Source organism: Planococcus sp. TJ-201 (genome assembly GCF_058268495.1).
On sequence record NZ_JBZDOG010000004.1, the window covers coordinates 227,195 to 253,231 of the forward strand.

The following is a 26,037-nucleotide window of genomic DNA, read 5'->3' on the forward strand; positions in this document are numbered from 1 at the left end:
AAAATAATGCCTTCATGGGAGTTGTACGGATGAAATTTATGGATGAAGACTTTCTACTAAACACCAATAGCGCAAAGATTCTGTATCATGAGTATGCAAAGGACCTTCCTTTATATGACTTTCATTGTCATTTGAGCCCACAGCAAATTGCAGAAGACCACCGCTTTGAAAACATTACAGATGTCTGGCTAAAGGGTGACCACTACAAATGGCGTGCGATGCGTGCATTTGGAATTGATGAAAACCTGATTACAGGAAATGCAGGCGACAAAGAAAAGTTTCATGCCTGGATTCAAACAGTTCCCTATACAATGGGCAATCCCCTGTATCACTGGTCCCATCTCGAACTGAAAAAATATTTCAATTATGAAGAAGCAATCAAGGAAAAAAACTGGGAAGCCATGTGGGAACAACTGAACCAGGTTGTCCAATCAGACTCTTTTTCAGTGCAAACCTTGATTAAAAACAGTAAGGTCAAAGTTATCTGTACCACAGATGACCCAGCAGACAATCTGGAATACCACATTCAAATTGCTGAAGATAAAAACATTGAAGCAAAAGTGCTGCCAACTTTCCGGCCGGATAAAGGTTTGGGCATTACCGCAGCTGGATTTTCAGCATACATCCAAACTCTTGGCGCATCAGCGCGGTTGGATATTCGGAACTATGGCGATTTCCTAAAAGCCTTATCAGAGCGAGTCGACTATTTCCATGAACACGGCTGCCGCATATCGGATCACGGGTTTGAGTATTTACCTTATGAAGAAACCTCTTTTGAAGAAGCAGCGGACATTTTCAATAAAGCACTGTCCGGAGAAAAGATTTCTAAAATCGAAGAAGACAAACACAAGACATTTACGATGCAATTTCTAGGTGAGTTGTATGCCAAACACAATTGGGCGATGCAATTGCATATTGGCCCATTGCGCAATAACAATACCCGCATGTTCGAACAAGCAGGACCCGATAGCGGATTTGACTCGATCAATGATTTTGAACTGGCGCGTCCGCTCAATCAATTCTTAAACAGCTTGGACCGCAATCAAGTTTTGCCAAGAACGATTATTTATCCGCTCAATCCGGTCCATTTTGAGATGGTGGCAAGCACGATTGGCAATTTCCAGTCGAGTGAAATGAAAGGGAAAATTCAGTTTGGTTCGGGTTGGTGGTATAACGACCAAAAAGACGGCATGCTCCGCCAAATGAAAGAGCTGGCCAATGCTGGGTTGTTAAGCTTGTTTGTCGGTATGCTGACAGATTCCCGCAGTTTCCTTTCGTTTACACGCCATGATTACTTTAGACGAATCCTATGCCAATTGGTTGGAAACTGGATTGAGGAAGGCGAAGTTCCGGCAGATTATGAGTTTATCGGCAAGATGATCCAAGACATCTCATACAATAACGCCACAAACTATTTTGATATTAAAGTGGATTAATGAATCTACGCAAAAAAGAATTTTAGAAATGAGGGTGTTGTATGATTCCAATGCATGAAAATTTACATGGGCGAGTGGCTGTCATAACCGGGGGAAGCGGTGTCCTGTGCTCGGAAATGGCGCGTGAATTATCGCGTCAAAGTATGAAGGTCGCCATTTTAAATCGTACGGCAGCCAAAGGCGAGCTTGTTGCAAAGGCGATTAACGAGGCAGGCGGAGAAGCGATAGCACTTTCGGCTGATGTCTTGGACCGTGCATCACTGGAACAGGCGAAGCAAAAAATTCTGGAAAAGTTCGGCCGCATTGACTTGCTTATAAACGGAGCAGGCGGAAACCATCCAGATGCCATTACCGGTCCGGAAACATTCAATGAAGAATCAGCTGGCCAGTCATTTTTTGAACTGGATGAAAGCGGATTTTCTTCAGTCTTTTCATTAAATTTCACAGGGACTTTCCTAGCCTGCCAAGCGTTTGGCAAAGAATTATTGAAAAGTGACTCACCAGCGATCATCAATCTGTCTTCCATGAGTGCATACGCACCATTGACTAAAATTCCGGCATACAGTGCTGCGAAGGCCTCAATCAACAACTTTACGCAATGGCTGGCCGTGCATTTTGCTGAAACAGGTTTGCGTGTCAACGCCATTGCTCCAGGATTCTTCCTGACCGACCAAAATCGTGATTTGTTAATGGATAAAGAAGGAAACCCAACAGCACGAACGAAAAAAATTCTGGAAGCTACTCCAATGAACAAGTTCGGCGAACCGGAAAATCTCCTTGGCGCATTGTTGTTCCTTGCCGATGAATCCTATTCTTCATTTGTAACGGGAACGACAATGGCTGTGGATGGCGGATTTATGGCTTATTCAGGGGTATAAAAAGCGAAGATTAACTAAATACTATACGAAAAAACGGATTCTTAACTGAGAATCCGTTTTTTGAATTGATTTTTAGTGGGACGGACTCATTGTCTGGTGAGGTGGACAATGCTTGCTTGCAATAAATAAGTTAAGAAGTGAAATCATGCTTTCGGTATGCATAAATTAACGATTAACTGGTATATAATAGAAGGCATAAGAGGGGGGTCTGGAATATGTTTGAAAAACAAATTATCGACAAGCAAGACCACCGCAATTTTTTTGTGCAGATGTCAAATCGTGACACGAAAGGCACCTTTCCATTAATATCGGATGATCCAGCGACCATTATGGATAGAGCTTTTACCGAAATCAGCATGGGATATACGTCATTGCTCATCTATAAAAGAATGGCGATTCTTCGACAGGGTAGTATCGCTGATTTGTCAAAAAAGGATGAAGGAAAGGCTACGCATTATCAAAATTTTCTTTTCGTTCAACAGCATGAAAAAAGCGAACACGTTGCGTTTTCAGCATTTGAACCTTATGTTCGGTACGAGACATTGGAAGAAGCAATTGCAGCCGGCCAGGAACAGTTGAAAAACAAGCAGCGGATTTTTTCAGGCCAAGTGTTTACGGTTGTTTGCAGTGCACTTTTAGAAAGTCATGCTTGGCATTGAGAGAGGGAGATGACGGATGCAATTAGTAATGAAACGAATTTTTAAAAAACTGAGTTCTCATTTCGGATCCTTTTTAAGCCAACCTGCGACCAACGAAGAGATTGAAAATTTGGAGCGTACACTTGGAACCAGCCTGCCAGCTGATTTGAAAAGACTATACCAAGTGCATAATGGGGAGTTGGGCGGAGCGCCTGGTTTGTTTTTCGGCATGTCTTTTTTACCTCTGTCTGGTGTTTTGAGTGAATGGCAATCCTGTTCAGCAGTAGCGGATGATGAAGCCATGAACGATGTCCCATTCTATGCAGTTCCACCGGAAACGATCCAAGACCACTACGTCAATCGCAAATGGATTCCATTTGCGGCTGATTTCGGCGGCAATTTCCTGGCTGTGGATTTGGATCCTGGCCCAAACGGTCTATCTGGACAGGTCATCAACTTTGGAATTAAAGAAAATACGCGGCATGTCGTCGCACAGAGCGTGGAAGATTTAATCGAATTTATTTCAAAAACGCTTCAGGATGGCTCTTACACAATTGATGGGGGAGGAACGTGGAGCTATAGTGAAAAAAAGGAGCTGCATTTTTTTCATGCCCTGGAAGAAATGCCGCTGCCGGTTTTGCATCCTGAAACGGCTGAAGCCACAGCAGACGCACTGGAAATGGAGCGGAAAGAACAAGCTAAAAAGCGTGCACAAAGCTTTGCCGGTGATCCGTGGGAAGAAACCATCTATGCAGATGGCCGGATTACCACTACTAGCTCGCAGAAAGCAAATACGAATCCGACTAAGCTCCACGAAAATGGCAGTGAAGAGCTGGACAAAGTAAAAAGTTTGGACGTGTCGATCTTCAGCATCGATCAGTTTGAAGAGATTGCAAAGAAGGCAACTCAATTGGAGCATTTGCACATTCGACAGTTAGTAGGGGTGGCCCACCCGGATTTAAGACTACTCAGGGATATAAAAAACTTGCAGTCGCTGACGATTGAACATTGTGCATTTTACACTATGCATCTTTGGGGGAACTTTAGAAATCTAAAAAAGCTTACCTTGATCGATTGCCAAATCTTCGATGCAACGGAAATCAAAGAGACGCAAATTGAAACCTTGGAGTGCATCCGGACGCCTATCGAAAATATTGAAGTAATTGCCGAGTCGCCAGCGCTGCGAAAGTTTTCAGGAAGCTTCCAGCAGTTTGAGGTGTTACAGCCATTAGTGGCTAGTTCAATCGATTTTTCTAAAATTACTGGCAGCATGACAAAGGGCGAGCAAGATAGTTGGATAAGCAGCTTCAAAAATAAGTAACTGAACTAAAAGTGGCTGACGAGAGATAAAAAGCTGCCAACTGAATGAAAGTGGATGACATTTCTATGTCGTCCACTTTTTTATTTTGTCTACGAAAAAGAATAATGTAAAGAAAGTTTACGTTAAAATACTAAATATTCTAAATATTATTGCAATTAATGAAAATTAGTCATATACTAAAAAAAATCGCGGCAGAGGAGTGGGTTTAGTGCAAAGTGTTAACAGTTTACAGTTAACTTTTGAAAATCGAGTTGCAGTAGTGACTGGCGCTGCCCACGGTATTGGCCGAGCCATTTGTAAAGAATTGGCTGCCCGAGGTGCACATGTTGTGGCAGTCGACATCCTCAAAGAAGCGCTTGAAGAAACCAAAAATGAAGTAGAACAAGCAATCAAAGAAAGCAGTTCCACAGGAAAAATCCAACTTTATGTTTGTAACGCTGCTGATTCGAATGCAGTAAAAAGCTTCGGAGAAAAAGTAATCCAGGATTTTGGGAAAACGGATATCCTCGTAAATGTAGCAGGGGGCGTAGCAGGTCAAGTGCATCGAGCGATTGAAAACATTTCGGATGAGGAGTGGGAGGCTGTAATTGCTGTTAACTTAACGACCACATTCTACATGATCCGAGAATTTGCGCCCCACATGAAAAGAGCGGCATATGGGCGAATCGTCAATATTTCAAGCGGGGCAGGAAGAAGCAGCAGCCTCACCGGCATCCAAGCGTACACTAGTGCAAAAGCCGGACAGATTGGACTGACCCGCCAAATGGCACGGGAGCTCGGACCCTTTGGCATCACGGTAAACAATGTCGCACCGGGTTTCGTTCTATCGAATCCATCGACCGAACGGCAATGGAAGGCAATGTCTGAGAGCCAACAGGATCAGCTGATTGAGTCTATTTCAGTCAAGCGTCTTGGCACTCCGGAAGATATCGCCCATCCCGTACTCTTTTTTGCTTCAGATTTCTCCCGTTATGTGAGCGGTCAGATTGTTTCAGCCGATGGCGGGCTACAACTTTTCTAGGAGGACACGGGATGGCTATTACGATAATCGGTGCAGGTGCAATAGGAGGAGTTCTTGGCGCATATCTCATTCGTGCAGGGGAACAAGTAGTTTTTTGTGATACCGCTCAAGACCACGTCAACCAGATGAATTCAGATGGACTCACAATTGAAGGACCTGATGAAACATTCACGGTAGAAAGCACTGCCTTTACTCCTGCTCAACTAATTGAACAGGATCAACCTTTGGAAACTGTTTTTCTTTGCGTCAAAGCCCAGCATACAGAAAAAGCGCTAGCGCCTTTTTTACCGCTGTTAACTCAAACCTCACAAGTGGTGTCATTTCAAAATGGCTTATGCGAAAGAGAAATTTTAAAACTGATAGGGGCCGAACGGACAATAGGCTGCTTCGTCAACTTTTCTGCAGATTATCTTGGACCTGGAAAAATTCTTTATGGCGGGGTCGCTTCACTTTATCTCGGTGAACTTGACGGCACAGTATCTGAACGGGTCACCGCACTAAAAGATAAATTACAAGTTTGGGGACCGGCACAGGTCACCGACAACATATGGGGATTCCTTTGGAGCAAGATGTCTTATGCTGGTTTGCTTTATGCGACGGCTTTAGTAGATGAGACGATGGCAGCAGTTGTTGAAAATCGTGAGCTTCGCGACATGCTGATGGAATTGTGCTCAGAAATTCTCGAAACAGCAGACAAAGAAGAAATCAAACCCATTGGATTTGATGATTGGGAACCAGACTTGATCTACCCACGAGAAAGCAGGAATCCTGAAAAGTTGGATGCACAATTGGAGCAATTAGCCGAGCGGATGGCCGCAAACAAGAAAACAAAAAGTGGGATTTGGCGGGATTTAGCGGTCAGAAAACGCAAAACTGAAGTGGATGCACAGCTTGTGCCAATTCTTGAAATCGGCAAAAGCCACCAAGTAGAAATGCCGCTTTTGGCGGCGCTCGTAAAATCCATCAAAGAAATTGAAGATGGGAGCCGGCACATGAGTTGGCAAAACCTTTATGAACTGCAGGAAATATATGAAGCTTTGCCTCCCAGGGTAAGGCAAATCTAGGAGTGAAAGAGATGATTATCCCAGACCAAAGAACATTATCGGACGATGTAGCAAAAATTATCAGGAAAATGATTCTGAATGGAGAGTTGAAGGCGGGTGGCTGGATTAATCAGGCTCATTTGGCTGAAAAATTTAACATATCAAGAGGCCCCATCCGAGAAGCATTGAAACTTTTGCAAAACGAAGGGCTTATCAAACATGAGACCAATAAAGGCACATTTGTTGCCACACTTTCTGATCAGGACGCATTTGAAATCTATACATTGCGGGCACTGATTGAAGGGGAAGCAGCCCAGCTGGCCTTGCCTCATTTATCGAGCCAGGACTTGTTGGAACTCGAGGGGTATATCGAAGAGTTTACTGAAGCTATGCACAACCATGACATCGAACACCAAGTGCAGTGCGATATCCTGTTCCATGGGAAAATTGTCGCAGCGTCCAAGCACAACCGATTGATCAATATTCACAAAAATCTCGATACACAAGTAGGGGTTATGTATTTAACTATCGCCAATCAAGTACCCATGCGCGTGGAGCAAGTCGTCTATAACCATCGGCTCCTATTGGATGCCCTTCGAACAGGCGACAAGAAAAAAATCAAAAAAGCATTTTCAAATCATTATACAGAGGCGCTGAAAGACTTGTCGAGAAACGTTGCAAAAAAAGACTGAGGGGCGGTGGAAAGATGTTATTGGATGTTAAACATATGTCGTTGTCCTTGAAACGAGCGGGGAAATATTCAAAAATCCTGGATGATATCTCGTTCAACTTGCAACAAGGAGAAACATTAGGAATCGTTGGGGAATCGGGCTGCGGAAAAAGCATGACAGCATTATCGCTAATGCAGCTCCTGCCTGAAAAAGCTCGGCTTGAAGGAGCAGTTGATTTACAGGGGAAAATTATTTCGGGATCCTCGAAGCGTAAACTTGAAAAAATTAGAGGCAACCAAATGTCGATGATTTTTCAGGATCCTCTAACATCCCTTAATCCGCTTCAGACAGTTGGAGTCCAGATTGAAGAATCACTCATTTTGCATACAAAAAAGAGCAAAAAAGAGCGCAGAGAGCGAGTTCTGCAACTGCTAAATGCGGTTGGGCTTCCGCGAGCCGAAGAACTCATGGACGAGTATCCACATCAACTTTCGGGGGGGATGCGGCAGCGGATTATGATTGCCATCGCGATGGCTTGTGAGCCGCAACTGTTGATTTGTGACGAACCGACAACTGCACTGGATGTTACCGTTCAAGCTCAAATTTTGGAATTAATGAATGAAATAAAGCGGGAAACCGACATGGGAATCATTATGATTACCCACGATATGGGCGTTGTCGCAGAAGTTTGCGATCGAGTACTTGTGATGTATGCAGGGAAAATTGTTGAAGAAGCACCAGTTGTTGAGTTGTTTGGAAATCCCAAACATCCTTATACGCGAGGGTTGTTGGCATCCATACCAAAACTTGGACGGCGCAAAGAAAAACTTGGATCGATTCCTGGAACTGTTCCAACACCTGGAAGCATGCCGGTGGGCTGTAGATTTGCTGACCGCTGTCCGCATGCGATGAATATTTGCCGGAACGCTACACCTGAGATGATTCGCATCAGAGAAAGCCACCAAACCGCTTGCTGGCTATACGATGAAAAGGAGGGGAATGCCAATGCCGCTGCTGGAAGTCACGAACTTGAAACAGCACTTTACAACTAAAAAGGGTTTCGTCGGCAATAAGACAATTGTTAAAGCAGTTGATGGCGTTTCGATCACGATTGAAGAAGGCAAAACACTCGGTGTCGTAGGGGAATCCGGTTGTGGAAAATCGAGCCTTGGCCGCTCCATCCTCAGGTTGGTGGAACCGACGGAAGGAAGCATCAAATTCGAAGGTAAAGAAATTGTCGGTATTTCCGCAAAAGAAATGAAGGAACTGCGCAAGGATATGCAGATTGTCTTTCAAGATCCTTACGCATCCTTAAATCCAAGGAGAACGGTACGCCAAATTTTAGAAGCCCCACTTATTATCCACAATATCGGCAACAAGACCGACCGCAAAGAGTTAATTGAAAATCTTGCCGGAAAGATTGGGCTGCGAAAAGAACAATTGAGCAATTACCCGCATGAGTTTTCGGGAGGGCAGCGCCAACGGATCGGCATCGCGCGGGCAATGGCTTTAGATCCGAAGCTGATTATCGCTGACGAACCGGTTTCCGCGCTCGATGTCTCGGTGCAATCGCAAGTGCTGAACTTGATGCTGGATCTCCAGCAGGAGCGAAATTTGAGCTATATGTTCATTTCGCATGATTTGTCAGTAGTCCAGCATATTTCAGATAAAGTAGCCGTCATGTACCTCGGCAAAGTGGTCGAAATTGCAGATGTTGCCAAAGTTTACGATACGCCTATCCATCCGTATACGCAGGCGCTGTTATCCGCATTGCCAGTTCCAGATCCAACCTATGTCAAAAACCGAATCATTTTGCAGGGAGATTTGCCGAGCCCATCCAATCCGCCGACAGGCTGCACGTTCCATACACGCTGTCCGATGGCGACAAAAGAATGTGCAGAAATCATACCGCCGCTAGAAGAAAAAGAACCTGGTCATTTTGCTGCCTGCATTCATGTTTAAAGTACGCAGATAATCTGAAGCTAGTAAAGGGGGGACAGCCTAATGGATGCCTTACGATTTATCGGAAAACGAATGTTGCTGATGATTCCGATTTTAATCGGCATCAGTATCTTGACTTTCGCGATTTCCAACACGATTCCTGGAGATCCAGCCCGTCTTATTCTTGGGCCGAAAGCAACTCCGGATGGACTTGAAGCGCTGCGTGAAGACATGGGGTTGAACGATCCGCTTTATGTCCAGTACGGACGCTATATGAGTGGAATCGTCCAGGGTGATCTCGGGGAAAGTACCTACTCTCAACGTCCGGTTATGGACGATTTGCTGAGGTACTCACCGGCTACATTTGAACTGACGATGTTCGCGATGTTCATCACATTGATAATTGGCATTCCGTTTGGTGTTATCAGTGCGAGCAGGAAAGACAGGATTGCTGACCAGTTCACCCGGATTTTCGCACTGATAGGCGTCGCCATGCCAGCGTTCTGGCTTGGATTGCTATTGCTCTTATTCTTCTACTTGAAGCTTGGGGTACTTCCGGGTTCCGGGCGATTGGATGGGGGCATGTCCCCACCGGAATATATTACCGGCATGTATACAATTGATGCGCTGCTAACAGGAAATTGGCCGGTGTTTTATGCCGCCGTTATGCATTTGATTTTACCGGGAATTACGCTTGCTGCCGTGACGGTGGGGATGATTACCAGAATGACCAGATCGAGTATGCTGACGGTGTTGCAAAGTGATTACATCCGAACAGCTTTCGCCAAAGGAGCACCTGAAAACCGGGTTCTTTACGGACATGCGCTTCGCAACGGCATTATGCCCGTCATCACGCTTCTCGGGATGGCATTTGGCCATGCTCTTGGCGGCAGTGTCTTGGTAGAAGCGGTGTTTTCGTGGCCGGGTTTGGGTCAGTATGCGGTTAATGCCATCAACTATCTGGACTTCCCGGCTGTTATGGGCGTGACGTTGCTGATTGCAGTCATGTTCATTCTTGTGAACTTAATTGTGGATACATTATATTTCTTTATTGATCCAAGGCTGAAACATAACTAGGGGGGAGTGGTCGAGTTGGTGCGAAGAATTTTTAGTAGCCCGTTGACGGTGCTCGGGCTCTTCATCGTAGTACTTATATTGATAGTGGCATTATTTGCTCCGGCAATTGCTACTCACAGCCCAACGGAAGTGGACCTGGTGAGTAAACTCGATGCGCCAAGCGCCGAACATTATTTTGGCACCGACGAAGTAGGCCGGGATATTTTCAGCCGAATTGTATACGGCACAAGGATTTCGTTGCGCATCGGACTGTTGGTTGTATTAATCGCGTTCCCAATTGGCACCATACTTGGCGCCATTGCTGGTTATGTTGGCGGACGGGTCGATCAGGTTATCATGCGCATTACAGATGTGTTCCTGTCTTTTCCGGGCATCATCCTGGCCATGTCGATTGCAGCAGCACTGGGACCTTCTATTGAAAATGTCATGCTCGCGCTTGCCGCGACCTGGTGGCCCTGGTATACCCGAATTGTCCGTTCGTCGGTGCTGTCCATCAAGCATTCGGAATTCATTGAAGCCTCTCGGGCACTTGGAGCAAATCCATTTCGGATTTTATTCAAAGAAGTTATTCCGAATTCGATTGCGCCAGCCACTATTCAGGCTTCTTTGGATCTTGGGTTTGTTATTTTATCTGCTGCCGGACTTAGTTTTATCGGCCTTGGCGCACAACCGCCTTCGCCGGAATGGGGTGCGATGCTGTCAAACAGCCGTGAAATCTTGCGTGAAGCTTGGTGGGCAGCAACGTTCCCTGGGATTGCTATTTTGTTGACCGTACTTGGTTTTAACTTGCTCGGTGATGGATTGAATGATGTGCTCGATCCGAAACAGCGCTGAGTTTTTGCTGAAACATTGAAAGGGGGATAGGGGTTGTCTGCCAATGCTTTTTCCATCATTACCAACGAAACCAAAGGGGGAAATACAGTGAAGTTTAAAAGTCAGTGGTCAAAACTATTTCTATTCCTCGTTATCGCTGCGTTAGTGCTTGCAGGCTGCCAAAATTATAGTGAAGAAACTGAAGAAACGGATTCGCCGGACGGAACAGCGGCCGAATCAAATGAGAACTTTGATGCCGAAGTCTTTAACTTCGCCACCAACCAGGATATTCCGGGACTCGATCCTCACGGTTCGGCAGCGAATACGACCTTCCGGGTCATTTACCTGATGTACGATCGTCTTGTAACTTATGAAGGGGCATCGACTGAACCGACGCCAATGCTTGCGGAAAGCTGGGACATTTCTGAAGATGGGCTTGAATACACATTCCATCTGGTCGAAGATGCAACTTTCCACGATGGATCGCCAGTGACAGCTGAAGCCGTGGAGTATTCATTTACCCGAGCTATTGATGTAGGGAAATCTGCCGCAGGGATTTTCAGCAAAGTTATTGACGAAAACAGTTTTGAAATCATTGACGACCACACCATTAAAATTACGTTGAAAGAACCGTTTGCGCCATTTATCAGCACATTGGGAACAGCTTTTGGGAACATTATCAACCCGGCGCTGGAAGAAAACCATGGCGATGATCTGGGAGAAAGCTTCCTGGCAGAAACTGAGATGGGTTCTGGCCCGTATGTCTTGGAAAGCTGGGATCGCGGGGAAACGATGGTCATGAAGGCGAATCCAGATTATTGGGGAGAAGCGCCAACAATGGAAACAGTCAACATCCGCTTTATCACAGAAGCTTCTACTGCACGCCTGATGCTGGAAAAAGGGGAAATCGACTTGATCGACAATACGGTCATTTCACCTGAAGTTCTTGGACAGATGCGCGATACCGAAGGCGTGGAAGTCGTAGAAGCGGAAGGTTACCAAATCGACTACATGCCGATGAATACGGAAAAAGGTGCGCTTGCTGATGTTAAAGTACGCCAGGCAATTGCCCACAGCATTAATTATGATGCGCTTCTTGAAAGTGTCTACTTGGATCAGGCTGATCGTATTGGTGGAGCAGTTCCGCAGGGAATGTTCGGATTCAGTGAAGACGCTAAACTTTACGAGTATGACTTGGATAAAGCAAAAGAGCTGCTGAAAGAGGCGGGGCATGAAACTGGGCTGACTCTTGAAATTGCAATTTCAGAAGATAGCGAAGTGCGAAGCAACACGGCATTATTGCTGCAATCTGACTTGGAGAAAGTTGGCGTAACGCTGGACATTAAAACATATGCATGGCCGACATTCCTTGATTTGGTGACAACCGGCCAGCATGATTTCGGTCTCGTTTCCTGGACGCCAGATTATCCAGATCCCGACTATAACCTCTGGTATTTTGCTCATTCATCAAGCAAAGGCCCTGGGTTCAACTTGGCCTTCTATGAAAACAGTGAAATTGATGGCTTGCTTGAAGAAGCGAGATCTTCAACGGACGAAGCACTTCGAGAAAACAATTACATGGAAATCCAGAACATCATGGCCGAAGAAGTTCCTTATATCTTCGTTGCCCAACCAAAATTGGAAGCGCCTATGCGCACATGGGTGAAAGGCTATGAACTGAACCCGATGAATTCCTGGTACGTGCCGTTCCACAAAATTACAAAAGAAGAATAAGGAAGATGGGAGAAGTTGTGGAAACACAGCTGCCTCCCTCTTTTTTAGAAGCAGCAGTTCAAGGGCTTGTACAGTAAATCTATTGGATGGAGGAGAACCTGATGGACAATGAATGGAAGATAGGCAACTTATTCGCTGCTGCGGGAGAAAAGATAAAAGGGCATCTGGAAATGCCAACACTTAGCGAAAGACTGCCTGTATTTTTGATAAACGGTTCACAAGAAGGCCCCTCTGTTTTAGTCATGGCAGGTATTCATGGGTGTGAGTACACCTCTATCGATGCTGCGTTGAAAATAGGTGCCTCACTAAATCCCAAGAATATGAACGGCCGAGTGGTAGTCGTCCCAATTGCTAACCCGTCTTCATTTTATGCCCGCAGCATTTATGTACATCCTGCCGACCACAAAAACCTGAACCGCATATTTCCGGGACAACAACATGGCACGGAAGCAGAGCGCTTGGCGTATTGGCTCAATGAAATGGTTTTCAAACAAGTGGACTATGTCATCGACCTTCATGGAGGTGACATGATTGAAGCATTGGTGCCATTCACCATTTACCACAAGACAGAAGATGAACAAGTTCTACAAGTTTCCAAGAAGATGGCCTCCCTTTTTGATATTGAATATGTTATTGGAAGTGGCGAACAAGTGCCGGGCTCTACATACAGCTGCGCTGCAGAACAAGGGATTCCCTCCATTATTGCTGAAGCTGGACAGCAGGGAATCCTGAGCACAGAACAATCGCAGATGTTGCAAGAAGGGGTACGAAATATCCTTGCATCCTTCGATATAGTGGAAGGCGATCCAGCCAGTGAAGATTCGACTTATCTATCGGTTTTCGATTGGTACCGCTCGGAACTGCAATGCCTCTGGTATCCTGAGATCGGTATCGGAGAACGTGTAGAGGCAGGTCAGCTGCTTGGCCGACTGACAGATGAATTTGGAGAAACGATTCGGGAAGTGCACTCAAATTCAGCGGGCATTGTTCTTTTTCTTGTCAGTTCACTTGCCATCAATGAAAATGATCCTTTGCTTGCAGTGGGGGCGTAGCCATGGATCATTTACTGGATCTCTCGATTACTGAACTCGCCAAGCTTTACCGGAAAACTGAAGTATCACCGGTCGAAATCACGAAAGCTACTTTTGTGCGGCAGCGAAAACTTGAGCCCGCATTGAATGCGTTCCTTTTACTTACCGAGAAACAAGCGCTTGAGCAGGCAGAAGCAGCAGAAAAGCGTTTTTTGACGCACAGGCCTGTTCACCTGCTTACCGGTGTTCCGTTCTCTGCAAAAGATTTATTTTATACGAAAGACATTCACACAACGTGTGCTTCAAACATTCTCAAAAATTTTGTGCCAGACTTTACTGCCACTGCTATCAGTAAATTATCGGCAAATGGCGCCGTGATGCTTGGCAAGAACAACATGCTGGAATTTGCTTACGGTATCGTCCATCCGGATTTTGGCAAGACAAATAATCCGTGGGATCTTTCAAAAACTTCAGGTGGCTCTTCAAGCGGATCAGCGGCAGCAGTCGCAAGCGGCATTGGGTTTTTCTCGCTCGGCACCGATACCGGAGGGTCAATTCGAATTCCTGCTTCCTATTGCGGTGTGGTTGGATTAAAGCCGACACGTGGTTTAGTCAGTACACACGGTGTCTTTCCGTTGTCTTGGTCACTGGACCATGCAGGACCAATAGCCCGGAATGCACTTGACGCTGCAATTGTTCTTGAAGCAATTTCAGGATTCGATCCGGAAGATCCGCACTCACTTGCAGGGAAATTAGGAGAGGTGGATGCCGACAACTTCGAGGCACTTGGTGCGAAGCGTGTTGGCGTCTTGCCCGAGCATCAGCTGGTGAGGATTACGCCGGAAGTTCGCCGCGTTTATAACGATACATTGCTGCATATGGCTTCGCTCGGGTGGCATATAGAAGAAATCACAGTTCCTGCCTGGCAACAGACAGAAGAAATTATTATGGACGTGCTGCTTCCTGAAGCGGCACAGATTCATCAGCAATGGCTTGACCGAAAATCCGAATACGCCGCGATGACATATCAGCAGATTGAAATGGGGATGGAAAAGAAAGCGATCGATTATTTGAATGGCCTGCGGGATTTAAGAACCTACAGCAATGACGTATCTGAGTTGTTTAGGACAAGAGACCTCTTGATGATGCCGACAGTGGCATTTGCTGCACCCGCGGAAGATCCAGTTATAGGCAGCGAGGAAGAAAACGAAATGGTGTTTACGGGTCCATTCAATATTTCAGGGCATCCAGCAGTCACGATCAATATGGGATTCACGGAAAACGGGCTGCCGATTGGCATGCAGCTTATCGCTCCGCATTTTCAGGATATTGAACTTTTGCGTGCCGCTCACCAGCTCGAACAGTTGAGGACCGCACCATTGCCGCCATTGATTCGAAAAGGAGTTTAAACGATGCAAACCATATTAGAATACTTGGAACAGCATAAAAAAGAGATGGAAGGAACGTTAATTCGGCTTGCCGAGGCAGAATCACCTTCTCGCAACAAAACTTTGGCGGATCGCTGCGGCCGAGTGCTCGCTGATCTGTTTGAAGAACTGGTTGGGGGACAGACGGAAGGGATTGAAAAAGAAGCGGTCGGAAATCAGTACCGTTTCACAATTGGTTCCGGCACGCAGCAGATTTTAATTATTGGCCATTACGATACAGTTTGGGATCAAGGCGCTATTCCGCTGCGCGAAGAAAATGGTTTGCTTTATGGACCGGGAGTATTCGACATGAAAGGTGGACTGACGGTCACATTGTGGGCGCTTAGAGCATTAAAGCAGACAAACATCAGCTTAACGAAAAAAATTGTGTTTTTGGTTACTTCAGATGAAGAAATCGGCAGTTTTCACTCTCGTTCGCTGATTGAAGAAGAGGCCAGAAAAAGCGAGTTGGTATTGGTACCCGAGTCGAGCATTTCCAACTCTGGAGCCGTCAAAACTTTCCGCAAAGGCATCGGAATCTTCAAGGTGAAAGTTGGTGGAAAAGCAGTACATGCCGGCATCAATCCATGGGAGGGCGTCAGCGCCATTGATGAACTTGTCCTTCAACTGCAGAACATTAAAAAGTTGGACGACCGCGATGCCGGAATTTCAGTCAACGTAGGAACGATTTCCGGAGGTGTCCGCACGAACGTAGTGGCTGATTCTGCGGAAGCCATCGTTGACTTGCGCTTTCGAACAAAAACACAAGGTGAGGCGCTTGCTGCGGCTTTTCACCATATTTTGCCCATCACTCAGGGTGCTGTCGTCGCCATAAAGGGAGATATTAACCGTTTTCCAATGGAAGAAACACAGGAAGTGCTGGCTTTGTTTAGCGAACTCAAAGAAATTGCTGCTGGGCACGATTATGTGCTTGAAAACGGTGGTTCCGGCGGCGCCAGCGATGGCAACTTTACTGCGTCACTTGGCATTCCGACGATTGATGGACTTGGGCCAGTGGGTGACGGGGCTCATGCTGTACATGAACATATCGTCCTTGAAAATTTGCCGTATCGTGCGGCGCTGATTGCGGAATTCCTTGAACGCAAGTTGATTTGAAGGAGGTGCCTACTGGTAATGGATATGATGACAATGAACTTGAGAGATTTTGAAGAAATGCAAAAGACAGTCAATACGGTGCTGGTGCCCATTGGAATGATTGAGGCTCATGGACCGCATTGCGCGCTCGGCACAGATGTATTGATTCCCCGGGAATTTGTCCGCCGGTTGGAAAAAGCGAGAGGAAGCCGGATTTTGATGGCCCCGGAAGTAGCATATGGCCATTCCTGGGGGCTCGCGTCATTTTCAGGAACCATTGATATTTCGGCAAAAACCTTCGGCAATTACGTATTTGAGATTTGCAAAGGGTTTTATCAAAATGGCTTTAAAAATATTATTTTGTTCAACGGCCATGGCGGCAATATCTCAAGCCTTGATATCGTGACGGAAAAGCTGGCAGACATGGGTGTGCGGACACTGACCATTAACTGGTATCTGGACTACCGGGAAGATATCAAAAAGATTACACCGGACCCAGGCCATGCAGGTGAAGACGAAACTTCGCTCGTGTTGGCGATCGATGAGAGCTATGCTTTCACCAAAGGAGTAGGCCACCACAAAATTCCCTTGGCGAAACGCTTTCGCTTTAAAAACGCAGGAGCTGTCTTGTATCCGGAAGCTTTCTCGGGAAATGCAGAAGCGGCAACAGCAGAAAAAGGCGAAGAGTTGTACAGCATGATGCTGGACTTGGTGCTGCAGGATCTCGATACACTTTGGGGAATTGAATGGAAACAGGAAAGGGGATAGGAAAATGACTTTACGTTGGACTGCACAGCCGGTGGGCGAATCTATTGTGGATATTGTCCTGAGTCTGAATGAACAAGCAAAATCAATGCATGGAACAGAAGTGGCGACAGCAAGCTACAGCAGCATAACACCTTCTATTGGCAGTTTAGACGCCATCGGACAGAAGATAGAAAGAGTGGAAAAAGATATACAAGGGCTTGGGGGGCATCCCGGAAGATACCTGCGATCGATGCTCAATGCCTATGGATATTTCGTGCGCAGCCTGCAAGGGGATGATTTGCCTTATGCCGAATACATCGCAAACATTCAGGAACTGCCTTCCACGCTGATTTCAGAAGAAATGATGAAAGGGCACAGGGAACTTGTCGAGCAGGGATTGACCGATCTTGGTTACGGGGGAAGTTTGAAAGAAAAAGCTGAACGTTGGCTCCAAGACACAATGATCCCACCGGAAAAAGTGATCGAAGTAGCGGAATCCATGAGGGAGAAAAGTAAAATAGGCACCCTCAAACGCATCATTGAATTGCCGGAACAGGACGGCATTGATTACATCAAGTCCATTCGCGGTGTTTTTTGGAGCGGCTACTCAAAATATACCGGTGATTTCCGGGGCAATCTGACATTCAACATTGACCGCCCTTGGACGGAACCGGTACTTGGACAAATCATGACACATGAAGCTTACCCAGGACACCAAGCATTTTATTGCCGGTGGGATTACCTTTTCCAGCAAGGAAAACTGCCGCTTGAAGCCTCCTATTACCTGATTAATTCACCAACCAATGCCCTTTTTGAAGGCGGACCGGAAAGTGCTCTTCATTTCTTAGGGTGGGACCGTGACGAAGAAGAGACAGAAGGGATCGATCTTGAGCATAAAAGCCAATACAAGCTGGCACGTGATTGGATTGATATGCAGCGTATGGCCATGACAAACGCTTGCTACTTGTTTAATACAGGAGAAATGAGCAAGGAAGAAGCGGTCGCTTATATGATGGAAAAAGGCTTGCTTGGGGAAATCGAGGCGAACAATTGCTATCGTTTTTTCTCAGACCCTATTCAGAAAACATATTACCCTTCCTATTATTACGGGCGTTGGATGGTCGGCAAAGCGTACGATCTGATTCCGAAAGAGCAGCGGTCAGAGTTTTTCAAAATCCTATACGATACGCCGCATACTACGAATACATTCATCGATGCAATCAGTGGATTGAGCGGCAAAAAATTTCAGCCGTTTGAACAGGTGAAGACTCCGAAAGAAGATTTCGTCATTTAACTGAAGGCACCTAGCCCGAAGAAAGGGATGTTGGCATGATCACGGATTTGAATAAGGTGCAAAAAAGCCTGGTAGATGCTGTTTCTGCTGATAGTCTGATGACGTATACGGCGGAGATAGCAAAAGAAGTAAGGCTGTCTGGGTCAGAAGAAGAACTAAGGGCGTTCGAATATACCAAAAGTGTACTCGACAGTTTAGGAGCAGAAACAGCTTTGACCTTCCATGATGGCTTGATTAGTTTGCCAGTGGCCGCAGAACTAAAAGTAGGTGGTGTTGACCTACCATGCATTACCCATTCGATGTCTGCTTCTACCGGAGCGCAGGGTCTGCAAGGGGAATTGGTCTACATAAAATCGGTTTCCCCCGACTTGAAAGCGGCCGGAAAAATAGTCCTGACACCAGGGATTGCTACACCCGGAGGGGTCGAGATGTTGGAAAAAGCCGGTGCCTGTGCGGGCATCTTCATCAACGGTTCGATTACTCATGAAATGACGGTATCCCGAGTATGGGGCAATCCGACCCCGGAAACAAAAGAGGAGTTTCCAAAAATTCCAGTGCTGTCCATCACCGAAACCGAAGGGAATAAACTCCTGGAACAGTTCGCGCATACAACTGAACCCGTTAGAGTTTGGTTGAAAACAATCGTCGATACGGGGTGGCGAAAAATCCCAACGCTGACCGCCGACTTTAAAGGCGAAACAGAACCAGAGAAGTTTATTTTGTTTAGCGGACATATTGATTCTTGGCATTATGGAGCTATGGACAATGGCAGTGCCAATGCGGCAATGCTTGAGACAGCGAGAGTACTGGCCGAAAACAGGGTGGCGTTGCGCCGAACGTTGCGCCTCGCTTTCTGGTCGGGGCATTCACATGGCCGCTACTCTGGATCGGCTTATTATAACGATATGAACTGGGAAGATCTTCACGAAAACTGCTTGTTGCATGTTTATGCTGACTCACTTGGGGGCAAAGGGGCTGTCATTCTTGGCGAGAGCAATTGCATGGCGGAAACCAGGGACTATGGAGGTTCTTTCGTCAAGGCGTTGACCGGAGAGGACTTTATCGGCAAGCGCTTTGGCAGGGGCGGTGACCAATCATTCTGGGGAACGGGCATACCGGCTCTTTTTATGGGCATGTCCGAACAGCCGCTAAGCGACGATATGGCTTCGCAGACGCTTGTCAGCCTGTTCGGCGGCATCAACTCTGGCGGTTTTGGTTGGTGGTGGCACACGACCGAAGATACACTCGATAAATTGGATCCCGCCAATTTGTGCCGCGATTGCCAAGTGTATGTTTCCGTAATTCATGACGCCTGTACGAGAAAAGTTTTGCCTTTAAATCACGCAGCCGGTGCGCGCGAAATCCGGGATGCTTTAGAAAACTATCAAAAAATTGCCGGTGATCGACTGGATTTAACCCGGGCCCTTGAACGAACTGCATTGCTTGAAAGTTTAGGCATTCAGCTCAATGCTGCGATACACGACAGAAATTGGAGTGACGATTCCGCAAAACTGTTCAATGATTCGATGCTTGCGATTTCCCATGAACTGATTCCACTTAATTACGTGAGCGGGGACAAGTTCGATCAAGATTTGGCCATGAACCAGCCTGTCCTGCCGCTCTTGAAGGATATCAGCTTGCTCGCATTGACGGAACGGGGCAGTGCAGAAGGTTTGGAATGGCAAACTTTTTTAAAAAGGCGGTTGAACCAAGTAGAGTATAGTCTGCTCAAAGCCTGCCGTATTGCACAACGAATGATTTGAGGTAAAGTTCCAAAAATGAACAGAATAAAGGATAGTAGCCACCAATCCAGCAACCATGGAATTCTAAGGAACTGTCATTTTTCCAAAACAAAAGCCATCATTTGATGGCTTTTGTTTGTTATTTGGTTTTATGGAGATGCATTTTCTTCGTCTTTTTGCCTTTTTGTCCTTTTTTTCCACAACTGTTTTTTTGTTCACTCTGATTGGATGCCGCCATAAAAGCGAGCCCGGTAACTACAATTGGCAACAGAAGAAGGAGGTCCACAGGAATGATGGGCTTATATACCGTCTTTTCCGGGGTGATGCTGTATACACCGAGCGGTTTGATCAGAAAAGAACCGCCGCTGCCTTCACCGCTGCCGCCTTCAGCTTCTTCTAAGCCAGGATGCTCAGTATCCTTATCTTTGAGCTCATAGCCTGTACCAGCTCCGGCTCCGACGCGGTATTTTACTTTTGCAACAGGAAGAATGATTGTGCCTCCCATGCCAATTGGATCCCCGAAAACAAGTGAAACATCCCGTACCTTGGAAAACTTATCGAAAATTGAGCGCACCGGCGACAACATAAATGGGACTTTTGCAGTCTGTGCCATGTTTTTCACTCCTTCTAAGTTTTAGTGGCATATATCTTTTGCTATTAAGTCTATCAAGTGGTCTACGGAAGATCTAAAACATTCAAAATCACAGAATAGAAAGCGACAGCAAGACTTAATGGTGTGAATAGTTCAGCGCAGTTTAGGTTTGAAATGTTACATTCAATTTTTAAAATCAGTGGCTAATCGGTACTGGCTCTTTCACCGTTCAGTATGAGTCGGTAATGAACATCCGCTTTCAACGAATGAGCGACGGGACAATATTTTTCTCCGCTTACTTCAATGGCATGCAGCATTTGTTCCGCTGCAATATCGGCTTCAACGACGAACGTTACCACAATCGATAGAAACTCTTTCGGTGGATTACGCCGCTTTACGCCTTCAGTGATAATCTCTAGAGAGCGTATTTTTTCCGTTTTCGTCCGCAAAATCATAACGACATCCATTCCGACACAACCCGCAAGCGCACCAAGCAAAGCCTGCATTGGCAACAAGCCTTGCTCTTCTCCTATGCCTTGATGAGCATCCATTGTCAAGATATGGCCACCTTGTCCAACTGCCGAAAAAACAAAATCCCCTTGCCATTTTGTACTAAGAATTAATTGATCCGTCTCCATCACATGCCCCCTCATATTTTTCTTTATAGTTTAACACCTATTGTCTGAATATACTTTATTTTATGAAAACTTATATGTTATTAATAAAACTACTAAATAGAAAGAGAGTAAAGCTTCTGCTGAACCAGTTTTTAAAACTGTTATCTCTTTAAATCTATTTATGATAAAATACTAGAACATATATTCTTATAAATTTTCAGCTCTTAGTCTCTAATAGATGATATGATTAGTTGAAAACAGATCAGGCAAAATCTGTCGGTTTGAAATTTTTAAAGCTTTAAAAGAACAGGTGATCAAATGGTTAAGGTACATGCAGCGACATACAAAACTTCAATACGGTTGACCAAGACAGCTATGGAAAAAATGGGAGGGTTCGGCATCAGCGAACGCTCGTTTTTTGTTGCGGACAAACCATTCAAGCTATTTATTGAAAGATACCCATCCAATGCGGACGGCGAACTTTCTGTAGCGTTGATTTTAGATCGTGCGGAAAATGTCCGGCTAACTGGAAAAAGCATCGAAGGATCGATTGTCCTTCACGCAGTCTTCACCAATCACAACCTGCTGGTCACCAACTTGACCATGCGGAAATCTTACCAGGCGCTCGGTACCAATTGGCAACGTGAGGAATACTTGACGTTCGACCGATCCCGTGATCCGGCACCAGTCTCCTTGATCAATTTGATCAACCGGATGACACCGGCGAAGGACAGCTCGGATTATGTTAAGAAACGAATCGGCAGCTGGGAAGGCTATTTGAAAATCCAGGAACGCGGCATGGACATTCCGGATATCAAAACCAGTTATTCCAATCTGTCGTTCAGCCACGATTTCAGCCGTATCACATTAAAAGGATGCCAACTGAAAGATCCGGAATGGAAGCAGCTAAAAAGTTTAACGGTGCGCCTTACCGGAATCGCAGGGGATGTCGGAACGGTCATGAAGGCAGCAAACCGGACGGTAGAAGTCGAGCTTCAAAGCTACATCGTCAAACAGCTCCGAGAAAAAGGGTTATCACTCGATAAAAAGGAAGTGGTCTTCAGCAACTTTGCAGCTTTGAGCCAAATCAGGCGGCTGCGGCAAGGTTTTGCGAATCTGGAGAAAGGCCTTGCGGTTAACCCGAATCTCGACCGGATTCTTTTCGAGGAAAAACCACCGGTCAAACCGCTCCGGTCGCTGGAGAAGCTGTCTTTCCACAATCGTCTCAACGAATTCCAGCAAAAAGCGGTATCGGGTGCGATGGCGGCAGAAGATCTGTACGTCATCCAAGGTCCGCCGGGCACAGGTAAAACCACTGTTATTTCAGAAATCTGCCTGCAAAATGCCCGGAAAGGATTGCGGACGCTGGTTGCTTCACAATCCAATTTGGCGGTTGATAATGCACTGGGCCGCTTGCTTGCCAACAAAGACATCCGCATTTTGCGGGTCGGCCGGACCGAAAGCATCGAAGAAGAAGGCAAGAAGTTTATTGAGGAAAACGTGGGCCAGTACTGGAAAGACCATACATTGGAAGAAATCACCGAACAATACAGTATGCGTGAAAAACGCGAACCTGAGTTAAAAGCCGAATTGTTGGCGAATGAACAAGCTACTTTGAAATTGCAGCCGGTTTACGAAAGTTTGGGCAAGGCGGTTGAGCAGAAAAAACAAGCACAAACTCAGCAGCAATCAGTTCAAAAACTGCTCGAAAAAGAGCAGTTGAAACTGACAGCATATGAACGCGAAAAAGGAAAAGCTGTAAACGACAGCCGAGAACTGGCGCATCGCCTGCATGAGCTTGCGGATTTGATTGACCGGGATTCCGCTTTGATTGACGGCAAAGAAAACAGCACGTGGTTCCAGGAACAACACCTGCGGATCCATAAACAGATCAAGCTGTATGAGCGTTTCATCGGACTGCCGCGGCTGGAACAGGACCTGGCTGCCAAACGGCAGGACCTCGCCGTGGTCACCGATAGACGTGACCAAATTGCCGGTATCATTGAACAAAAAAGAGTGGTCGTCAGTGATATGGACAGCATCAAAAAAATTGATGACTTGCTTCGCGTGCTTAAAGAACAGCGGGTTGAAGAAACGCCGACCATTACGTACCTCATCAACCGGCTCGAAGCGAACCGTGAAAACATGGCAGAATGGGGCAAGCTCAATCAATACAACGAACAAGTCACGGCGGCGATTGCTTACATCGAAAAATTGGTGGCACCTGCCGGCATTTCTGTTGCACAGTTGAAACAGCAGGCATTGGTCAAGACAGAAGCTTATACATCAGCGGAAATCGACGAATATTTGGAGAAACTCCGCAAGCTGTTGAAAAGTGCGAAGCACCATGACCCGGCTCTTCTGCAAAAAGCGTTGACTGGTTTGTACAGGCGGCAAAATGATTTGTGGAGAAGAGGCGCCAAGCTTAAGGCGTTTGATGTTTATGCAGCCGAGTCGAAACGGGCCTTCCAGGACTTGAAAAAGCAGTTATGCGAAGAGCTGGTCAACCAACAAAAACAATACCGATCATGGGACGAAAAGTTGCTGGAGCAGCAAGAGAAAAAGCAGGAGGATATGGCACCTCTTGAACAGCGCTACCGGCAAATGCCAAGCCGGGCGGATCTGCCAGCCGATCTTGAAGGGGCAGTTCGCGATGCGACAGCAGAACTGGCCAAATTGCAAAAAGACAAAGCTCTTTATGAACAGACCAAGCAGCGCATCGCAAACCACCAAGCGGAACGCACGCAAAAAACAGCGGCACTGGAAACAAACGATGCCGGTATTGAGGCACTAAATATTGAGATTCAGCAAGTCGCATTGGCAATAAAGACGCACGAAGAAGAGCTTTTTGCTCTGCGCGAGGTTTTGTCTTCGGATGTAGAGCAGCAGCTGGAACAAGCGGCTAAAGACCTCGCCAGTTTGTCTTTCAAGAAGGAATCGCTCAAGCAGGAAATGAAACATTTGCCCTTGCTTCAATCCATTCAGAAAAAATGGCTGGAGTTATTGGCAGGAGCGAACGAGCACGATCTGGACGAGATTCGGAAATTGTACATCAAACACGCCAATGTGATCGGAACAACGTGTGTTGCATCAGCACGCAAGGACTTTATCGACAATTATCCGGAATTTGATGTTGTCATTATCGACGAAGTCTCTAAAGCCACACCGCCAGAACTGTTGTTGCCGATGCTAAAAGGCAAGAAGATCATTTTAGTCGGCGACCATCATCAATTGCCGCCGCTTCTTGGCAATGACACTCTGGAGGAAACGCTTCAGGAAATGATTGATGAGGACAACGGCTTTGAAGAAAAGAAAGAGCTTGAAAAGCTCCTGGAAGAGTCATTATTCGAACGCCTCTACAAAAACTTGCCAGCTGCCAACAAGACGATGCTTGCCATTCAATACCGGATGCACGAAGACATCATGGAAACTATTTCACCGTTCTACAAACGGGAAAGGGATCAGCTGCAATGCGGCATTGCCGATTCTGACCGGGAGCGCGACCACCTGTTGGAATCCCCAAAGGTGAAGCGGAACAACCACCTTATGTGGCTGGATTTGCCGAACGAGCCGGCGTATTTTGAAGAACGCATGAACGGTGGCAAAAGTTTGTTCAATGCATCCGAGCTTCAAGAAATTCGTACTTTACTAGTGGAATTGAACGATGCAGCGGGAGAAGCAAAAAGAGCGGGCCGCATCTATGCTGAGCAGCAAAAGAGCATCGGGGTCATCAGTTTTTACGGCGAACAGGTCAAGCGGATTCAGCGCATGATCGACCAGGAATTGCGCCTGCCGCATTTGACGGTCCGCACAGGGACCGTTGACCGATTCCAGGGAAGCGAACGGGACATTATCGTGTTGAGCATGGTACGAAACAATCAAAACAAACAAGGCGATATCGGCTTTGCCAAAGATTACCGGCGGCTGAACGTGGCGCTTTCACGTGCCAAGGAATTGCTGGTACTGGTCGGCAGTTCGCAAATGTTCACCGAGCGGGCCAAACAGCCGGAAACACGAACCATGTACAAGCATGTATTGGACGTTGTAACAAAGAAAAACGGCTTGAAGCTGTTGGAGAAGAGCAGGGGGTAGGCATGTGGATGGGCTGATAGGAGAACTGCGGACGCGGGTAACAGAAAATCCCGATGTGTCAATCATCAACGACAAGGTGTGGAAGCTGCCTGTCGTTTTATACGATGTGGGCTTTAGCCGGGTCAAACGTTTGAAGATGGATATTTTGATGAAAATGCTGCTGGTGGCTTTTCAGGAAGCGGATGTCCGCCGTGCTGCTACTTTGTCTGACATGTTGTTTGTGGAAGAGCTCTTTATTAGCGACCTGATCGGCAAGATGCAGCGCACTGGTTTGATTGAGCTCGAGAAGTCCGGCTATAAGCTGACGGCGAAAGGCTATGATTATTTGGCCAAAGGCATTTTTGATGAAGAAATGGACGGCGATAAAACCGTGATCGCTTATAGTGCCGTCCATGACCAGTACCGGTTGGTGGAAGATGGTGCCTATTCGGAGGCAGAAGACGAGCTTCCGTTGTATCGCTATCCGGTAAAAGGCAGTTTGAATAAGGACCGCATGCAGCAGCTTCTTTCAAAGGAACTGTCGGGCGGAGAAGAAAGCTTTCAAACAATCGTCAACGGGATTACGAGCTGCGTTGAGCACCAGACGGTTTACATCTCATGCATCGAATTTCAGTTATACGACCAAAAGCAGGATATTTTTTATGCCCGCGTCTGGAATGGGGAAACCAACAACTGGGACGAAGCACTGGAAAAGCAGATCGAGGCACGTGAACTCGTGAAATGGCGCAATGCAATGATGGAACAGTTGAATTAAGAAGAAGCAATGTAAATAGAAACGGCAGGTGCAAAGCTGAATAGGTACCTGTCTTTATTCATTTTTAAAAACT

General features: G+C 46.3%; 22 protein-coding genes. 20 read left to right on the forward strand and 2 right to left on the reverse strand.

Going from position 1 to position 26,037, the window contains the following annotated elements; translation table 11 throughout:
• Nucleotides 1–29 precede the first annotated feature (29 nt).
• The 18 genes from uxaC to AC4EG4_RS11810 all read left to right on the forward strand — a co-directional run bounded on the left by uxaC (nucleotide 30) and on the right by AC4EG4_RS11810 (nucleotide 19,930).
• Nucleotides 30–1,436, forward strand: a complete 1,407-nt coding sequence (uxaC, locus tag AC4EG4_RS11725; protein ID WP_490987929.1) for a glucuronate isomerase — start codon at nucleotides 30–32, stop codon at nucleotides 1,434–1,436.
• A gap of 41 nt (nucleotides 1,437–1,477) precedes the next feature.
• Nucleotides 1,478–2,314 carry an SDR family oxidoreductase gene (locus AC4EG4_RS11730; RefSeq protein ID WP_490987930.1) on the forward strand — a complete coding sequence of 279 codons (837 nt, stop codon included), beginning with the start codon at nucleotides 1,478–1,480 and terminating at the stop codon, nucleotides 2,312–2,314.
• A gap of 215 nt (nucleotides 2,315–2,529) precedes the next feature.
• A complete protein-coding gene (locus tag AC4EG4_RS11735; RefSeq protein ID WP_490987931.1) occupies nucleotides 2,530–2,973 on the forward strand; it encodes a hypothetical protein in 444 nt (147 codons plus the stop codon).
• A gap of 16 nt (nucleotides 2,974–2,989) precedes the next feature.
• Nucleotides 2,990–4,273: an SMI1/KNR4 family protein gene (locus AC4EG4_RS11740; RefSeq protein ID WP_490987932.1), complete on the forward strand. Its 1,284-nt coding sequence runs from the start codon at nucleotides 2,990–2,992 to the stop codon at nucleotides 4,271–4,273.
• Between the two features lie 208 nt (nucleotides 4,274–4,481).
• Nucleotides 4,482–5,294 carry an SDR family NAD(P)-dependent oxidoreductase gene (locus AC4EG4_RS11745; RefSeq protein WP_490987933.1) on the forward strand — a complete coding sequence of 271 codons (813 nt, stop codon included), beginning with the start codon at nucleotides 4,482–4,484 and terminating at the stop codon, nucleotides 5,292–5,294.
• Between the two features lie 11 nt (nucleotides 5,295–5,305).
• A complete protein-coding gene (locus AC4EG4_RS11750; protein ID WP_490987934.1) occupies nucleotides 5,306–6,358 on the forward strand; it encodes a ketopantoate reductase family protein in 1,053 nt (350 codons plus the stop codon).
• 11 nt (nucleotides 6,359–6,369) lie between these two features.
• Nucleotides 6,370–7,029, forward strand: coding sequence for a GntR family transcriptional regulator (locus AC4EG4_RS11755; protein WP_490979126.1), 660 nt, complete (start codon nucleotides 6,370–6,372; stop codon nucleotides 7,027–7,029).
• A gap of 14 nt (nucleotides 7,030–7,043) precedes the next feature.
• A complete protein-coding gene (locus tag AC4EG4_RS11760; protein ID WP_490987935.1) occupies nucleotides 7,044–8,060 on the forward strand; it encodes an ABC transporter ATP-binding protein in 1,017 nt (338 codons plus the stop codon).
• A complete protein-coding gene (locus tag AC4EG4_RS11765) occupies nucleotides 8,008–8,970 on the forward strand; it encodes an ABC transporter ATP-binding protein (RefSeq protein WP_490979124.1) in 963 nt (320 codons plus the stop codon). Before AC4EG4_RS11760 ends, AC4EG4_RS11765 begins: the two co-directional genes overlap by 53 nt.
• A 42-nt stretch (nucleotides 8,971–9,012) precedes the next feature.
• Nucleotides 9,013–10,026, forward strand: a complete 1,014-nt coding sequence (locus tag AC4EG4_RS11770; protein WP_490979123.1) for an ABC transporter permease — start codon at nucleotides 9,013–9,015, stop codon at nucleotides 10,024–10,026.
• Nucleotides 10,027–10,044: 18 nt separating this feature from the next.
• Nucleotides 10,045–10,860: a nickel transporter permease gene (gene nikC, locus AC4EG4_RS11775; protein ID WP_490979359.1), complete on the forward strand. Its 816-nt coding sequence runs from the start codon at nucleotides 10,045–10,047 to the stop codon at nucleotides 10,858–10,860.
• Between the two features lie 87 nt (nucleotides 10,861–10,947).
• Nucleotides 10,948–12,573, forward strand: a complete 1,626-nt coding sequence (locus tag AC4EG4_RS11780) for an ABC transporter substrate-binding protein (RefSeq protein WP_490987936.1) — start codon at nucleotides 10,948–10,950, stop codon at nucleotides 12,571–12,573.
• Between the two features lie 101 nt (nucleotides 12,574–12,674).
• On the forward strand, nucleotides 12,675–13,625 hold the full coding sequence (locus AC4EG4_RS11785; protein ID WP_490979121.1) for a M14 family metallopeptidase: 951 nt from the start codon (nucleotides 12,675–12,677) through the stop codon (nucleotides 13,623–13,625).
• 2 nt (nucleotides 13,626–13,627) lie between these two features.
• Entirely contained in the window at nucleotides 13,628–15,013 is a 1,386-nt protein-coding gene (locus AC4EG4_RS11790) for an amidase (protein ID WP_490979120.1), read from the forward strand.
• A gap of 3 nt (nucleotides 15,014–15,016) precedes the next feature.
• Nucleotides 15,017–16,147 carry a M20 family metallopeptidase gene (locus AC4EG4_RS11795; RefSeq protein WP_490987937.1) on the forward strand — a complete coding sequence of 377 codons (1,131 nt, stop codon included), beginning with the start codon at nucleotides 15,017–15,019 and terminating at the stop codon, nucleotides 16,145–16,147.
• Nucleotides 16,148–16,165: 18 nt separating this feature from the next.
• Nucleotides 16,166–16,894 carry a creatininase family protein gene (locus AC4EG4_RS11800; protein ID WP_490987938.1) on the forward strand — a complete coding sequence of 243 codons (729 nt, stop codon included), beginning with the start codon at nucleotides 16,166–16,168 and terminating at the stop codon, nucleotides 16,892–16,894.
• A 4-nt stretch (nucleotides 16,895–16,898) separates the two neighbouring features.
• Nucleotides 16,899–18,167, forward strand: a complete 1,269-nt coding sequence (locus AC4EG4_RS11805; RefSeq protein ID WP_490979117.1) for a DUF885 domain-containing protein — start codon at nucleotides 16,899–16,901, stop codon at nucleotides 18,165–18,167.
• 35 nt (nucleotides 18,168–18,202) lie between these two features.
• Nucleotides 18,203–19,930 (forward strand): M28 family peptidase, encoded by a 1,728-nt coding sequence (locus AC4EG4_RS11810; RefSeq protein WP_490987939.1) that lies wholly within the window; start codon nucleotides 18,203–18,205, stop codon nucleotides 19,928–19,930.
• Between the two features lie 118 nt (nucleotides 19,931–20,048).
• Here AC4EG4_RS11810 and AC4EG4_RS11815 read toward each other — a convergent pair whose 3' ends face one another.
• Both AC4EG4_RS11815 and AC4EG4_RS11820 read right to left on the reverse strand, forming a co-directional pair.
• On the reverse strand, nucleotides 20,049–20,522 hold the full coding sequence (locus AC4EG4_RS11815; protein ID WP_490987940.1) for a GerW family sporulation protein: 474 nt from the start codon (nucleotides 20,520–20,522) through the stop codon (nucleotides 20,049–20,051).
• Between the two features lie 182 nt (nucleotides 20,523–20,704).
• The gene (locus AC4EG4_RS11820; protein ID WP_490979114.1) at nucleotides 20,705–21,139 is read right to left on the reverse strand and encodes an OsmC family protein; all 435 of its coding nucleotides are present in this window, start codon (nucleotides 21,137–21,139) and stop codon (nucleotides 20,705–20,707) included.
• Nucleotides 21,140–21,436: 297 nt separating this feature from the next.
• Here AC4EG4_RS11820 and AC4EG4_RS11825 point away from each other — a divergent pair, with 297 nt between their 5' ends.
• On the forward strand, nucleotides 21,437–25,210 hold the full coding sequence (locus AC4EG4_RS11825) for a DEAD/DEAH box helicase (RefSeq protein WP_490987941.1): 3,774 nt from the start codon (nucleotides 21,437–21,439) through the stop codon (nucleotides 25,208–25,210).
• 4 nt (nucleotides 25,211–25,214) lie between these two features.
• Nucleotides 25,215–25,964 (forward strand): hypothetical protein, encoded by a 750-nt coding sequence (locus tag AC4EG4_RS11830; RefSeq protein WP_490987942.1) that lies wholly within the window; start codon nucleotides 25,215–25,217, stop codon nucleotides 25,962–25,964.
• Nucleotides 25,965–26,037 lie beyond the last annotated feature (73 nt).